The following is a 13,342-nucleotide window of genomic DNA, read 5'->3' as shown; positions in this document are numbered from 1 at the left end:
TTCCGCCCATGCGGCGATTGATCGCAGACCGCCGGAGGGCTACGCTCGCCGTCTGGATCTGGGATCGATCGCCAGGGGGTTCTTGTCATGCGTCCTTCACCGCACAGCGTTCTCGCGCTCTCGCTCGCCGCCGCGCTCGCCTGCGCCGGACCGGCCAGCGCCCAATACGGCATGGACAGGAAGCAGCCGAAAAACGCGGCGACGCCGGAACTTCCGCGCTGCGCCGCCCCGCTGGGCACCGTCGCGATCATGGAGCCGGAAAACCGCTGGTGGACCCAACTTGGGCTCTCCAACCCGGAATCCCTGCTGAAGCTGTTCGCCGGCCGCTCCAATTGCCTGCGCGTCGTCGACCGCAACGGCGGCCTGGCCATGCGCAATGTGGAGGCGGGCCTCGCCCAGTCCGGCGACCTGCGCCGCGGCTCCAACATCGGGCGCGGCCAGGTGGCCTCCGCCGACTACTTCATCGTGCCCGACATCGCCAATTCCGACTCCAACACTGGCGGCGCGGCGATCGGCGCCATCGCAGGCTCGGTGCTGCCGGGCGGCTTCGGCGCCCTGGCGGGCGGCCTGCGCACCAAGAAGGCCCAGGCCCAGGCCCTCATCACCCTGGTCGACGCCCGCACCACCGAGCAGGTCTATGTGGCCGAGGGCGTGGCCCAGAAGACCGACATCAGTTTCGGCGGCGGCGCCGGCGGCTTCGGCACCACCGGCTTCGGTGCGGCGGCCGGCGGCGGCTATGGCGACACCGACATCGGCAAGGTGATCACCGCGGCGTATTTCAACGCCTTCGTCGACCTGGTGAACTATCTACAGCAGGGCCAGGTGGCGACCGGCGCCCAGGCCAGCGCCAACGCGGGCATCCAGGCCTACAGCGTCAAGCAGAACCTCGTCCTGCGCCAAGGTGCGTCCACCAGCGCCGCGGCGGTTCGCACGTTCGCGCCGGGCGACCTCGTCTACCCCACCGGTCAGAAGAACGGCGTCTGGTGGGAGGTCGACGACGAGAACGGCAACCGTGGATGGGTCTCCTCCGCCTATATCTCGCCGCGCTGACGAATCGGCCATTCCGGATTTCCAAAGGCCGGCGGCCTCCGCCGGCCTTCATTTTTTTGCCCCGAACCCCAAGCTTGGGTGTGACAACTCGCGCAGTAGGCGAAGCTAGGCCTTGCGCTGTAAGGTTTTCCGCGGGGAATCCGGCTCTCGACGCCAAGACCAGGACGTGTCTTGGCAAGAAAAGTCACGCCCTTGGACCGCCCTACGCAATCGGGCTCCATGTAGCCTCAGGCCTTGCAACCTGTGTCGCGGACACCCACCAGCGCGTTATTTTTCGCTGGTCTTGCAACTTTCTCACGAAGGAAGGCGATTTTGTGTCGAGTTCTCGACAGTCTTGCCCCGCGCCCGCCGATAGCTTGGAACCCGCGCTGTATAACGGCGTTCCAAATCCCCGATGCAAAGGCCAATTCTTTCGGTGCAAAATCGCCTGCTGGGTGCGTTACCGCCAGAAGACTACGGGCTGCTGGCGCCGCACATCACCTCGATCGAACTCGAGCGCGGCCGGCTGCTCTACGAGCCGGGCGATCCGATCGAGACGGTCTATTTTCCGCATGACGGGGTGATCTCCCTCATGACCCTGATGGAGAACGGCGCAGCGATCGAAAGCGCCACGATCGGGCGCGAGGGCGCGCTGGGCCTGATGGCGGCGGTGGCCCCCAGAACGTCGCTGTCGCGCGCCATCGTCCAGACTCCTTGCCGGGCCTCGCGGATCGGCGCGGGCGCCCTGCACGAGGCTTGGCGCAACAGCGACCGGATCCGTGAGATCGTCGACCGCCACACCGAGGCCCTGTTCGGTCATGCGATCCAATCCGTCGCCTGCAACGCCTTGCATTCGGTAGAGGCGCGGTTCTGCCGTTGGCTGCTCACCTGCCACGACCGGATTTCCACGGACACGGTCGCCCTGACCCAGGAATTTCTGGCCGACATGCTCGGCGTGCAGCGCACCACCGTGACGGCGGTCGCCCGCACGCTGCAGGAAAAGGGCTACATCCGCTATCGCCGGGGCGTGGTCGACATCATGGACCGGGCGGGCCTCGAGGCCATGACCTGCGAATGCTACGAGGCCGTGCGCGCCAATTACGAGCGCCTGCTGCCCCAGCCGGGCGGGGCTCCTGACCTCGCCTTCAGAGGCAGAACACCAGCCGGCCGGTGACGCCGGCGTCGGACGCCAGGGAGAACTCGCCGCGCACCTGGGCTGTCAGGCTGCGCACGAACCACAAACCGAACCGCTCGCGCGCGGCCGGGGCGGCGGGATCGAAGCCGCAACCGTCGTCGGCCACCATCAGCTCCCAGCGCCCGTCTCCGAGCGGGGCGAGCCGGATCTCGACCCGGCCGGCACGGCCGTCGGCATAGCCGTGGGTCAGGGCGTTTCCGACCAGTTCCTGCACGATGAGGGCGAGCGTCGATGCCGCCTGGTCCGGCGTGATGATCGGCGAGGCGGCCAGAACCAGGTCGGCCGGGCTGCCCCCATGCCGCCGGCGCCAGATGGGGGCCATTTCGGCGAGATAGGCGGCGAAGTCGACGCCGTCGCCCACGCGATGCCGCTCCAGGGCCCCCAGGGAGCCGATGGCGTCGGCCATCCACAGGAGCTGGCGGCGAGCGTCCGGCTCGCCCGCCCGCTGGCCGCGCATGCGGGCCAGGGCCGACATCAACTGAAAGGTGTTGGCCATGCGGTGACGCATGTCCGAAGCGACTCGCGCGCCTTCGTCCCTGCCGTCCGCCATGCCGGTAGCCGCCCCCAATGCAGCGCGTGAACTCAATGATTGCACAAGGCTTCGCCAAGGCTGTCCGTCGTAAAGGCGACAGACTCTAGCCGAATTCCACCCGCGAGGCGAACGAAGCGGCCGGAGACCCAATGCCGCAGCCGGCGATCTGTGCGAGCGCCGGGATATCCAGCACCCGTTCCAGCGCGCCCGCGAGATCTCCCAGCGCCCGTTCGACCCGCGCCGCCTGATCGAACCCAGGCGAACGCACCCCGAAGTCGGCCAGCAGTGCCGCGCGGATCGCACCGTCGTCGAACAGGCCGTGCACATAGGCGCCCGCGATCCGGCCGTCCGTCGACACCGCACCCTCCCCCCGCCCGTCGTCTCGAAACAGGAAGGGGCGGGCGAGCGCCGCGCCGACCGTGCGGCCCAGGTGGATCTCGTAACCCGAAAACGGCGCGCCGCCGGCCGCCAGCCGCCCCTGCACGGGCGTGACGACCTTGTCGCCGACGAGGACGGTTTCCATGTCCAGAAGGCCGAGCCCCGCGGCCTCGCCCGGCGGCCCCTCCAGGCCCTCCGGATCGGCGATGCGCCGGCCGAGCATCTGGAAGCCGCCGCAGACGCCTAGCACTCGTCCACCGCGACGGAGGTGGGCGGCGAGGTCGATGTCCCAGCCTTGCGCCCTTAGGAAGGCCAGATCGGCCAGGGTCGCCTTGGTCCCGGGCAGAATGACGAGGTCGGCGTCGCCCGGCAGGGCTTCCCCGGGAGGCGTGAAGGCGAACCCAACCTCCGGTTCGGCGCGCAAGGGGTCGAAGTCGTCGGAATTGGCGATGCGAGGGAGAAGCGGAACGGCGATCTTCGCCTTTCGCCGGCCTTGAGGCGCCTCGAGGACGACGGAGTCCTCCGACGGCAGCGACCGGGCGGCGGGGATCCAGGGCGCGAGCCCCAGGTCCATCCAGCCGGTCCGGCGAACGATCTCCGCCCGCCCCGCGTCGAACAGCGCCGGATCGCCGCGGAACTTGTTGACGATGAAGCCCCGGACCAGGGCGCGGTCCTCCGGCTCCAGCATTGCATGGGCGCCGACCAGGGCGGCGATCACGTGGCCTCGTTCGATGTCGCCGACCAGCACCACCGGCGCGCCCGCGGCCTGGGCGAAACCCATATTGGCGATGTCGCCGACCCGGAGGTTGGTCTCGGCGGGGCTGCCGGCGCCTTCCACCAGGACGAGGTCGCATTCGGCCTGCAGCGTCCGGAAGCTCTCCATGACGGTGGCCAGCAGTTCGCCCTTGCGCGCCTGATAGGCGGCCGCCTGCCAGGTTCCGACCGCCCGGCCGCGCACGACCAGCTGGGCGCCGCGGTCCGACTCCGGCTTCAGCAGCACTGGATTCATGTGCGCGCTCGGCGGCGTCCGACAGGCGAGGGCCTGCAGCGCCTGGGCGCGGCCGATCTCGCCGCCGTCGGCGGTGACGGCGGCGTTGTTCGACATGTTCTGCGGCTTGAAGGGCCGGACCGTCAGGCCACGATCGGCGAAGACTCGGCAGAGGCCGGCGGTCAGCACCGACTTGCCGACGTCCGATCCGCAGCCCTGCAGCATCAGCACCGCCATCGGAGGCCTCCTTACGGCGTCAGCGGACCCGCCGCACGACTTCGACGACCGCCCCGCCGGCGCCTTGAACGAGCCGCGCCTCCACGCCGTAGGCGCGCGCCAGCACGGCCGGGTCGAGCGCCTGGTCGGGAGGGCCGTCCGCCACCACCCGGCCGTCGGCCAGCACGACGATCCGGTCGGCGATACGGGCCGCCAGCGACAGGTCGTGCAGGGTCAGCACCACGCCGGCGCCCCGCTCGTGGGCCATTCGGCGGAACAGATCGCCGGCGTCGAGCTGGTGGCCGGGGTCGAGGCCGGCCAGCGGCTCGTCGGCCAGCAGCCACTGGGGTTCCCCCGCCAGCGCGCGGGCGATGAGCACGCGGGCGCGTTCGCCGCCGGAGAGGGTGGAGACGTCCCGGTCCGCCAGTTCGGCCACGCCGGCGGCGGCCATGGCCCGCTCGATGGCTTCGGCGTCCTCCAGCGACAGGCCCCGCGCCCCGATGAAGGGCGTCCGGCCGAGCCCCACCAGGATCCGCGCCTCCACCGCCCAGGCGATCTCGGGCGTCTGGGGAATGAAGCCGATGCGCTGCGCGCGCGCCCTTGCCGGCAGATGCAGGAGCGGCGCGCCGTCCAGGGTGACGGCGCCGGAGGTGGGGCGCCGCAGGCCCGCCAGGCACGCGAGCAGGGTGGACTTCCCGGCCCCGTTGGGACCGAGGATCGCGGTGACCTCCCCGGTGGCGAAGCCGGCGCTCACCCCGTCCAGCGCCGCCTTGCCGCCCAGGCGGACGTGCAGGTCCGAAGCCTCCAGCCGGCTCATGCGATCCTCCGGCGCAAGGAGAGCAGCAGGGCGAAGAAGAAGGGGCCGCCCAGCATGGCCATGGCCACGCCCAGCTTCACCTCTCCGGCCGGGGCCGGCGCCAGACGCACCGCGATGTCGGCCGCCAGCACCAGCACCGCGCCGCCCAGCGCGCTGGGGATCAGCAGCCCTCCAGGCCGTGCGCCGACGATGGGGCGCAGGATGTGCGGCACGATCAATCCGACGAACCCGATGACCCCCGTCACGGCGACGCTCGCCCCCGCCGTCAGGGCCACACCGATCGCCAGCAGCCAGCGGGTGCGATTCAGGTCGACGCCCAGAGACCGTGCGCCGGTCTCGCCGAGCGTCAGCGCGTCCAGCGCGCGCCCGATGAGCAGCAGAAGGAAGGCCCCGACCGCCATGAGCGGCAGGGCGAGCCGCACCTCGTCCATGCTGCGGTCAGCGAGCGAGCCCATCAGCCAGTTGACGATCTCGCTGACCGCCCACGGGTTGGGCGCCAGGCTCAAGGCGAGCGCAACTCCGGCGCCGGCCACGGTCTGCAGGATCACGCCGGCCAGGATGAAGGTCACGATGCTGGAGGCGAGGCCGGAGAGCGCCAGGAGCAGGAGCACCGCCGCCAGCGCGCCGGCCATGGCGGCCGAAGCGATCACCCAGGGCTGCGCCGCGCCGGCGCCGAAATAGAGGGTCAGCACCGCACCCAGGGCCGCCATGGACGAGACGCCCAGCGCACCCGGGTCGGCCAGGGGATTTCGCGTATAGCCCTGCATGGCCGCCCCGGCCATGCCGAGCGCCGCCCCGATGGCGACGGCGAGGAGGGTGCGGGGCAGGCGCAGCTCCAGCACGATCAGCCGGCGCAGGTCGGTCGGGTCGAGCCAGACCTCCAGCGGCGTCCAGACCCGCCCGGCGGCGAGGCTCATGCCGGCCAGGAGGATCGTCATGGCCAGCAGGATCAGGACGACCGGCCCCCGCTTCATCCCCGCGCCTCCAGCGTATCCTGGCGAGCCTTGGCCAGCATGGCGGCGGCTTCGATCAGCACCGGGCCGCCGCAATACATAAGGCGCTGGGGGAACTCGGCGCGATGCATGCGATGCGGCATGCGCGCGAGGGCGGGATGGTTCAGCACCCGATCGGCCCAGGTGGGAGTCCCCGGCTGCGCGCGGCCGGCGAGCAGCACGTCCGGCGGGTCGGCGATCAGCAACTCCAGCGGCACGGCGCCGGAACGGGAAAGGCCGTAGCGCGGCGCGGCGTTGGCGAAGCCGGTCCGCCGCAGCATCTCGTCGATGAGGGTCCCTTCCGCCGACGCGAAGCCGCCGGACTGGAAGACCAGGGCCGACAGGGGGCGTGCGCCTGGCGGCGGGACCGCGGCGGCGAGCGCCGCCTCGATGCGGGCCACCAGTTCGTCGCCCCGCCGCGCCCGCCCGACCAACGCCGCCACCTGGCGCACCTGGGCGAGGCTGTCGGCCACCGTTTCTGGCACCGGAAACAGCTCGACCCGGATGTCCAGGCGCTGCAGGCCGGCCTGGGCGACGGGGCCGCCGAACCGCCCGGCCAGGACGAGGTCGGGTCGCAGGGCCAACACCTCCTCGGCGCTTTGCCGCACGACCGGCAGCCGCGCGGCCATGGGCGCGATGCTGGAGGTCGCCGCATCCCGGGAATAGTGGCTGATCGCCGCGATCTGCCCCCGATCTGCGACGCGCACCAGAATGGCGTCCAGGCAGGGGTTCAGCGAGACCACCCGGAGGGGCGCGAGCGAACCGGCGGCGCCCAGCGCCGCCGCGCCGCCGGCGGCCAGGGCCGCCCGCCGGGTGATCCGCCAACTCACCGACTAGAACCGCGCACGGACGCCCACATAGGCCGCGCGGCCAGGGGCGCCATAGTTGCGGGCGGTCTCGTAGGTTTCGTCGAACAGGTTCTCCACCCGGCCATGGATCTCCACCCGTTCGCTGAGCGGGAACGCGGCGCGCAGGTCCACCAGGGTGTGGCTCTCCAGGACGCCGGTATTGGCCGCATTGTCGAACGCCTTGCCCACATAGCGCACGTTTGCTCCCGCCGAGAGGCCGGACTCCCATTCATAGTCGGCCCCCAGATTGGCCTGATGCTCCGGGCGGCGCGCCAGCTGCTTGCCGTGGTTGGCGCCGACGGAATCGTTTTCCGTGTCCGTCCAGGTGTAGTTGGCCTCCAGGCGCAGACCGCCCAGGGTCAGCCGGCTGTCCAGTTCGACGCCGCGGGCCTTGGCGCGGGCGATGTTGTCATAGGCGCCGAACCGCCTCACGCCATTGCGGAAGCAGATCGGGCTCTGGTTCGTCGCCGCGCACGAGAAGAAGTCGATCTGGTTCTCCGTCTCGCGCTGGAACCAGGTGGCGGTCAGCACCAAGCGGCCGTCGAGCAGGCGCTGCTCGATCCCCGCATCCCAGCTGTCGGCCGCTTCCGGCCGCAGGGCCTCGTTCCCGTACTCCGAATAGAGCTGGTAGAGGCTGGGCGCCTTGAAACCCTGCCCGAAGCTGGCGCGCAGGATCGTGGCGCCTTCGTTCAGCGACCAGGCGGCGGCGAGCTGGCCGAGCGTGCGGCCGCCGAACGCGTCGTGTTCGTCGCGGCGCAGGCCCGCGGTGAGGGTCAGGCCGGGCGCGAGCTCGCCCTGAAGCTGGGCGTAGACGCCGTCCAGCGTCGCCGCGGCGCGGGTGGGGACGAGGTCCCAGGGCGCAGCCGTCCGCATTTCCGACTTTTCGGTCTCGGCGCCGAAGGTGGCGTTCCAGCCCTCGGCCACGGCCCAGACGCCCTGGTATTCCCAGCGGCGGTTCTCACCGCGGGCGGTGAAGGTGAGCGATGCGGGCGCCTGGGCGGGATCAAAGAGGTCGCGGTCGGTTCGGGTATAGCCATAGGCGACGCGGTTGCGCAGCGCGCCCTCGAACATGTCGAACTCCAGGCCCGCATAGCCGACCAGCTCCTCCGCCTCGCCGTACTCTGCGGTGTCGCCGAAGGAGAAGGTAGGTGGCGGGAAGCCGTCGAATTCGTTGCGCGACTTCGACCAGGTCGCCCGCAGGTCCAGGACGACGCCCTCGGCGGGAGAGAGCCGCGCCCGCCCGGAAATCCGGGTGTTTTCGTAGCCGTCGGCCTCCGCCCCGCCGCGATAGGCCGAGACCCCGTCGGTCTCATAGCGCCCGGCCGCCAGCCGCCAGGAGACGCGCTCGCCCGCCCCGCCGATCGCGGCGCGAAGATAGCGGGTGTCCATCGAGCCGACTTCCGCCTGCACCCGGCCCTCGAGAGGCGCGGACGGTTCGGCGGTGACGATATTGACCACCCCGCCGATGGCCTGGCTGCCCCACAGGGTGGAGTGCGCCCCGCGCAGCACCTCGATGCGGGCCACGTCGCCGACCAGCAGATTGGCGAAGTCGTAGCCGCCGCCGGTCAGGGAGGGGTCGTTGACCTTCACCCCGTCGACCACCACCAGGGTCTGGTCGCCCTCGGCGCCGCGGATGCGCACGGTCGTCGCCCCGCCCACGCCGCCGTTGCGGGAGACGGTCACCCCCGGCGTCCTGGCCAGCAGGTCCGACAGCACCACCGCCTGGCTGGCCTCGATGGCCTCGGCGTTCAGCACGGTGACGGACTGGCCGATCTTGTCCGCCCGCTGGGGCGAGCGGGTGGCGGTGACCACCAGTTCGTCCACGTCGGCCGGGGCGTCGGCGGCCTTGGCCTGGCCTGCAGCCGCGGCGCAGGCGGCCAGGCAGGCGGTGGAAATCAACAGGGTCTTCATCGGGATCCCTCCCTTCAAGCATGACGACAAGCCCGGCGCTCACGCACGCCGGACCGATGGACGTCGTCTCTCGGGAGATCCCGTTCGCCCGGTCCCACCGACCGCACGAAGGACGACCGCGTCAGGCAGGTCTCCTGGCTCGCGGGTCAAAGCCGATGCACGCCGCCTTCCCGGACGTCTCGTCCAGTGGCGAATGGCGCGCGGACTCGCCGCTTACAGTTGCGGGGGCAGCCCAGGTCTTGCACCTGAGTTCCCTTTTCATCCCCTTGCGGGGAACCTGTCGCAGGCTGGGCCATAGGCCCGGCGCTGCGCCGCGTCAATCTCCGCAAGCCGGTTGACGCGGAGCCAACAAGACGGGATTCTCAAGGCGATCCGACGGAGAAGCGCACGCCATGACCCAGTTCGCCCTGCCGCTGATGGCCGGGATGCTCGTGCTGCTGGTGACGATCACCACCTATCTCACGTTCCGCGATCACGCCCGCGAAGAGGCCGAGCGCAAGAAGAACGAGCCGCCCCGTAAGACGGGCCTCGAGACCCGGCGCTACCGGCGCTGACGCTTCAGGCCGCCTCCCGCATCGCCGCGCGGTAAGCGGCGGGCGTGACGCCTAGCTTGCGCTTGAAAGCCGTGGCCATGTGGGCGTGGCTGGAAAAGCCTGTCCGATAGGCGATGGTGGCGAGGTCCAGGTCGGTCTCCGACAAGAGCGCCTGAACCCGCGCGATACGTCGGGAGAGGATGAAGGCGTGCGGCGCCTCGCCGGTGGTCTGGCGAAAAAGCCGGGCGAAGTGGGCGATGGAAAGCTCGCCGATCTGGGCGAGTTCGGCGACGGTGATGCGGTCGGGCAGGTGCGCCTCGATGTGCTCCACCACCCGCCGGAGCTTGAAGGGCGAGATCAGGGCACGGTCGGCCTGGGGCGCGGCCTCGCGCGTCACCTGCAGAGCGCGGGCGAGGATGGCGCGCCCGAGCGCCTCGACGTAGCGCCCGTCCGGCGCAGCTTCGCGCAACAGCACTCGGCGCGTCTCGTGGGCCAGGGCGCGAACGCCGTCGTCCACCAGCGCGAACGGCTCGGCCGGTTCGGCGGCGGACGGCAGATCCTGAGGCTCGTAGGCGAAGCCCAGCATCTCCACTGGATCGGGATGGGAAAGCCGCGTCGGCCGCCCCGGGCGCAGCAGCAGGAACGAGCCCGCCTTGCAGGCGGCGCCCGGCCCGTGCGTCGCCCCGGCGCCGAAGGAATAGAGCAGGATCGGTCGGTCGCCGTCATAGGCCAGGTCGAAGGGCGCGGCCGGCTGGTGCCGCACCATGACGCCGCCGGCCTGCAGGGTCGCCAGGCGCGCGCCGGCTTTGAGGTCCCCGTCCTGCGGCGCGATGGCGAGAGCCTGGGACATGCGGGGAACTCCTGAGAACGGCGAAGCCGGGGCCCTCAGGTAGGCGCACCGGTTCCGAACGCAATGCGGCGCAGCTCCGAAGCCGCCGGCTTTTTTCCGCAGGATTTCGAAACCGCAGCCGTCCGATGGAAGCGCTGCGGCGCACTCGGTCGCATCTGCCGGTTCACAACACCGCCGGGATAGGCCGGCGGCGAAGAAGAAGGTCCAAGACCATGAACCGCACTCTCATCGCGACCCTGCTGGCCGCTTCCGCCCTCACCGCGGGCGCGGCGTCCGCCCAAGACGCCGGCTGGTACGTCCGCGGCGACGTCGGCGCCGCTTTCGAAGGCGAGATCGACGCCACGCCCAAGCAGGAAACCGATACGGGCTTCGCCATCTCCGGCGGCGTCGGCCGCCATCTGAACGACAGCGTCCGCCTGGAAGGCGAACTCGCCTATCTGGACGGCGACGTCTCCGGCTCGGCGGGCGGCGACGCCCAGATTCTCGCCGGCTTCGCCAACGCCTATTACGACTTCAATCCCGGCGGCCAATGGCGGCCGTTCGTCGGCGCAGGCCTCGGCTTCGGCCAGGTGAAGGTGGATTCGCCGCTCATCGACGACGAGGACACCGGCTTCGCCTACCAGCTCAAGGCCGGCGTCGGCTACCGGTTCGACGAGCGCCTGACCGGCGAAGTCGCTTACCGCTATCTCGGCGTCACCGACATCGAGCTCGGCTCCGGTCCCACGAAGATCGACGGCGACGTCTCCACCCACGCCGTGACCGTGGGCCTCCGCTACCAGCTCGGCCGCTAAACCCCAGCCTTAGGCCGAGCCGCCCGGCGCCCGTCTCCCGCCCCCCCACGCGGAGACCGGCGCCGGGCTTTCTTCATGCCCGATCTGCGCCGGAGAGTGGCAGCAGAACCCGGGCAAGAAGCCCTTTCTCCCGCGCGACAAGCGTCACGTCGCCCCCGTGGGCGCGGGCGATCGAGCGGGCGATGGGCAGACCCAGCCCGACGCCGCCGCGGTCGAGATTGCGCGAGGCGTCGGCCCGGTAGAAGGGCTGGAAGGCCAATTCCAACTCCTCGGGCCTCAAGCCGGGTCCGCTGTCGGCGATCGAGACCACCGCCGAGCCGCCTTCGGCCCGCAGCTCGATCCGGGCGTCGCCGCCGTGTTTCACGGCGTTCTCCACCAGGTTCGCGAACAGGCGCTGCAGCGCCACCGGATCGCCCTCCACGGTCGCCGGCGCCCCCTCCACGATCTCCACCTCGCCGCCCAACATCGCGGCATCGTCGACGACGCATTCGACCAGGGACAGGAGATCCAGCCGCTCGCGCCGGCGGGGCTCGCCCTCGTTGCGGATGAAGGCCAGGACGCCGCCGATCATCTGCTCCATCTGGGCGATGTCGGCGACGACGGAGTCCCGCAGCCTGGCCGGCGCGGCCTCCATCTTGAAGCGGATGCGCGACAGGGGCGTGCGCAGGTCATGCGAGATCGCCCCCACCATGGCGGTGCGGTCGTCGATATAGCGCTTCAGCCGCGCCTGCATGTCGTTGAAGGCGTGGGCCGCGGCGCCGATCTCGGCCGGGCCGCTGAGCTTCATCTGCGGCGCGTGCGGATCGCGGCCCAGGCGTTCGGCGGCCTCGGCGAAGCGCTTCATCGGCGCGGTGATCCGGCGGGCGAACAGATAGCCGGCCGGGGCGACCACCAGGAATCCCGCCCCCAGCCACATCAGCATGCGCCGCTGCCATTCGTTGGGGAATGGCTCGCGGGCCGAGCGGACGATGGTCCAGTCGCCGCCGGGCCGGCGCCAGGCGGCCGCGAACTCTCCGACGATCGGCAGGTCGCCCGCCATCAGCACCCGTTGCGGCGGGCCGGGCGACCCCATGGGCGGCGTGCGGAACAGCATCGTGACTTCGACCACATCGCCCTTTTCCGGGATCGGCGGGTCGTGCCGGACGGCTCGCGCCCAGCGGCGGGCGGGAATCGGGCGCTGCTGGATGACACGGACATCCTCGGCGGCTGCGCCGAGCGTCGCCGCCAGGACATGGGCGGCCGGCCCCTGCGGTTCGGCCTTCTGCAGGTCGGCGGGAAGCTCGGCGGCCAGGGACCGGCTCATCGGCCGGGCGAAGCGTGCGGTGAGCGATCCGCCCTGTAGGGCCGCGGCGACCTCGCTGGCCCGATAGATGGGCGGACGCGGCGGCGGCAGCAGCAGGATGACGGCGAACGACACCGCCTGGGCCGCCAGCAGGCAGACGAGCAGCAGGGCGACGAACTGGACGGCGATGGGCGCCTTGGCCGAGGCCGTCACGGCCGGGTGACTTTGGCGTCGAACAGATAGCCCACGCCGCGTACGGTCTTGATGACCTCGCCGTCCGTACAGGCGTGCAGCTTGCGCCGCAGGCGGCTGATCTGCACGTCGATGGCGCGGTCGAACGCCTCGCTATGAACGCCGCGGGCCATCTCGAGCAGCTGGTCGCGGGTCAGTATCCTCTGGGGATGCTCCAGGAAGGCGTTGAGCAGCGAGAACTCGCCAGCCGTCAGCAGGATGGTCGTTCCGTTCGGCGCCCGCAGCTGGCGACGCACCGCGTCCACCACGAAGCCCAGGAAATGATAGGCCGTCCCCCGGCGGGGCGCATCCCCGCGCACGTCCTCCAGCCGGCGGAACACCGCCCGGATCCGCGCCAGCAGTTCGCGGGGGCTGCAGGGCTTGGGCAGATAGTCGTCGGCGCCCAGCTCCAGGCCCAGAACGCGATCCACCTCCTCGCCCATGGCGCTGACCATGACGATGGCCGGGCCGCCCCTGGCCGACAGCCGGCGGCAGACGGAGAGCCCGTCCTCGCCCGGCATCATGATGTCCAGCACGATCAGGTCGACCGGCGCGCCGGCCAGAGCGCGATCCATCTCCGCCGCGTTGGCCGCGGTGCTGACCTGGAAACCGTGGTCCTGCAGGTAGGCGGCCATCTGCTCGCGCAGCTGGGTGTCGTCGTCGACGACCAAGACCTGGCGTGCGGGCGGCATGTTGCGCGCGGGAGTCATCGCTGAAGCTTTGCCGCGCGATTGTGGCGCCGGAAATTC

General features: G+C 71.0%; 13 protein-coding genes and 1 riboswitch. Of the genes, 4 read left to right on the top strand and 9 right to left on the bottom strand.

The genetic code is table 11. The annotated features are described in order from the left end of the window. Positions 1–87: 87 nt before the first annotated feature. Together ACK41C_RS08610 and ACK41C_RS08605 are read left to right on the top strand one after the other, a co-directional pair. Entirely contained in the window at positions 88–1,050 is a 963-nt protein-coding gene (locus tag ACK41C_RS08610; protein ID WP_409652834.1) for an SH3 domain-containing protein, read from the top strand. A gap of 415 nt (positions 1,051–1,465) precedes the next feature. Continuing rightward, positions 1,466–2,203 (top strand): Crp/Fnr family transcriptional regulator, encoded by a 738-nt coding sequence (locus ACK41C_RS08605; protein ID WP_409652833.1) that lies wholly within the window; start codon positions 1,466–1,468, stop codon positions 2,201–2,203. On the opposite strand, the gene ACK41C_RS08600 is transcribed toward ACK41C_RS08605, so the two are convergent. The 6 genes from ACK41C_RS08600 to ACK41C_RS08575 all read right to left on the bottom strand — a co-directional run bounded on the left by ACK41C_RS08600 (position 2,175) and on the right by ACK41C_RS08575 (position 8,906). Then, the gene (locus ACK41C_RS08600) at positions 2,175–2,774 is read right to left on the bottom strand and encodes a sensor histidine kinase (protein WP_409652831.1); all 600 of its coding nucleotides are present in this window, start codon (positions 2,772–2,774) and stop codon (positions 2,175–2,177) included. The two genes, ACK41C_RS08605 and ACK41C_RS08600, sit on opposite strands and share 29 nt — an antisense overlap. 85 nt (positions 2,775–2,859) lie before the next feature. Beyond that, positions 2,860–4,359, bottom strand: a complete 1,500-nt coding sequence (locus tag ACK41C_RS08595) for a cobyric acid synthase (RefSeq protein ID WP_409652829.1) — start codon at positions 4,357–4,359, stop codon at positions 2,860–2,862. 19 nt (positions 4,360–4,378) lie between these two features. Then, positions 4,379–5,155 carry an ABC transporter ATP-binding protein gene (locus tag ACK41C_RS08590; protein WP_409652828.1) on the bottom strand — a complete coding sequence of 259 codons (777 nt, stop codon included), beginning with the start codon at positions 5,153–5,155 and terminating at the stop codon, positions 4,379–4,381. After that, positions 5,152–6,129, bottom strand: a complete 978-nt coding sequence (locus ACK41C_RS08585; protein WP_409652827.1) for a FecCD family ABC transporter permease — start codon at positions 6,127–6,129, stop codon at positions 5,152–5,154. The genes ACK41C_RS08590 and ACK41C_RS08585 overlap by 4 nt, the downstream gene beginning before the upstream one ends. Beyond that, complete coding sequence (locus ACK41C_RS08580) at positions 6,126–6,977, bottom strand: ABC transporter substrate-binding protein (protein WP_409652825.1); 852 nt, start codon at positions 6,975–6,977, stop codon at positions 6,126–6,128. Before ACK41C_RS08580 ends, ACK41C_RS08585 begins: the two co-directional genes overlap by 4 nt. 3 nt (positions 6,978–6,980) lie before the next feature. Continuing rightward, positions 6,981–8,906, bottom strand: coding sequence for a TonB-dependent receptor plug domain-containing protein (locus ACK41C_RS08575; RefSeq protein WP_409652823.1), 1,926 nt, complete (start codon positions 8,904–8,906; stop codon positions 6,981–6,983). 106 nt (positions 8,907–9,012) lie between these two features. Beyond that, a riboswitch (cobalamin riboswitch) is annotated at positions 9,013–9,202 on the bottom strand. A 96-nt stretch (positions 9,203–9,298) separates the two neighbouring features. On the opposite strand from ACK41C_RS08575, the gene ACK41C_RS08570 reads away from it, so the two are divergent. Next, positions 9,299–9,460 (top strand): hypothetical protein, encoded by a 162-nt coding sequence (locus ACK41C_RS08570; RefSeq protein WP_409652821.1) that lies wholly within the window; start codon positions 9,299–9,301, stop codon positions 9,458–9,460. A 4-nt stretch (positions 9,461–9,464) separates the two neighbouring features. Here the strand turns inward: ACK41C_RS08570 and ACK41C_RS08565 are convergent, their stop codons facing one another. After that, entirely contained in the window at positions 9,465–10,289 is an 825-nt protein-coding gene (locus ACK41C_RS08565) for a helix-turn-helix domain-containing protein (RefSeq protein ID WP_409652818.1), read from the bottom strand. A 212-nt stretch (positions 10,290–10,501) separates the two neighbouring features. On the opposite strand from ACK41C_RS08565, the gene ACK41C_RS08560 reads away from it, so the two are divergent. Continuing rightward, the gene (locus ACK41C_RS08560) at positions 10,502–11,080 is read left to right on the top strand and encodes an outer membrane protein (RefSeq protein ID WP_409652816.1); all 579 of its coding nucleotides are present in this window, start codon (positions 10,502–10,504) and stop codon (positions 11,078–11,080) included. Between the two features lie 73 nt (positions 11,081–11,153). Here ACK41C_RS08560 and ACK41C_RS08555 read toward each other — a convergent pair whose 3' ends face one another. Then, a complete protein-coding gene (locus ACK41C_RS08555; RefSeq protein WP_409652813.1) occupies positions 11,154–12,575 on the bottom strand; it encodes an ATP-binding protein in 1,422 nt (473 codons plus the stop codon). Further along, the gene (locus tag ACK41C_RS08550) at positions 12,572–13,303 is read right to left on the bottom strand and encodes a response regulator (protein WP_409652810.1); all 732 of its coding nucleotides are present in this window, start codon (positions 13,301–13,303) and stop codon (positions 12,572–12,574) included. Before ACK41C_RS08550 ends, ACK41C_RS08555 begins: the two co-directional genes overlap by 4 nt. Positions 13,304–13,342 lie beyond the last annotated feature (39 nt).

The sequence above is a fragment of the Phenylobacterium sp. genome (assembly GCF_046290725.1).
In the GTDB taxonomy this organism is placed as follows: domain Bacteria; phylum Pseudomonadota; class Alphaproteobacteria; order Caulobacterales; family Caulobacteraceae; genus Phenylobacterium.
The sequence above is the reverse complement of the archived record's forward strand: the minus strand, read 5'-3'. Positions and strand labels throughout refer to the sequence as shown.

What these genes read in the sequence shown, in the direction of transcription:
- ACK41C_RS08610 (WP_409652834.1), top strand. Translation starts at nt 88, where the DNA reads ATGCGTCCTTCACCGCACAGCGTTCTCGCGCTCTCGCTCGCCGCCGCG.
- ACK41C_RS08600 (WP_409652831.1), bottom strand. Translation starts at nt 2,774, where the DNA reads ATGGCGGACGGCAGGGACGAAGGCGCGCGAGTCGCTTCGGACATGCGT.
- ACK41C_RS08595 (WP_409652829.1), bottom strand. Translation starts at nt 4,359, where the DNA reads ATGGCGGTGCTGATGCTGCAGGGCTGCGGATCGGACGTCGGCAAGTCG.
- ACK41C_RS08590 (WP_409652828.1), bottom strand. Translation starts at nt 5,155, where the DNA reads ATGAGCCGGCTGGAGGCTTCGGACCTGCACGTCCGCCTGGGCGGCAAG.
- ACK41C_RS08585 (WP_409652827.1), bottom strand. Translation starts at nt 6,129, where the DNA reads ATGAAGCGGGGGCCGGTCGTCCTGATCCTGCTGGCCATGACGATCCTC.
- ACK41C_RS08575 (WP_409652823.1), bottom strand. Translation starts at nt 8,906, where the DNA reads ATGAAGACCCTGTTGATTTCCACCGCCTGCCTGGCCGCCTGCGCCGCG.
- ACK41C_RS08570 (WP_409652821.1), top strand. Translation starts at nt 9,299, where the DNA reads ATGACCCAGTTCGCCCTGCCGCTGATGGCCGGGATGCTCGTGCTGCTG.
- ACK41C_RS08565 (WP_409652818.1), bottom strand. Translation starts at nt 10,289, where the DNA reads ATGTCCCAGGCTCTCGCCATCGCGCCGCAGGACGGGGACCTCAAAGCC.
- ACK41C_RS08560 (WP_409652816.1), top strand. Translation starts at nt 10,502, where the DNA reads ATGAACCGCACTCTCATCGCGACCCTGCTGGCCGCTTCCGCCCTCACC.
- ACK41C_RS08550 (WP_409652810.1), bottom strand. Translation starts at nt 13,303, where the DNA reads ATGACTCCCGCGCGCAACATGCCGCCCGCACGCCAGGTCTTGGTCGTC.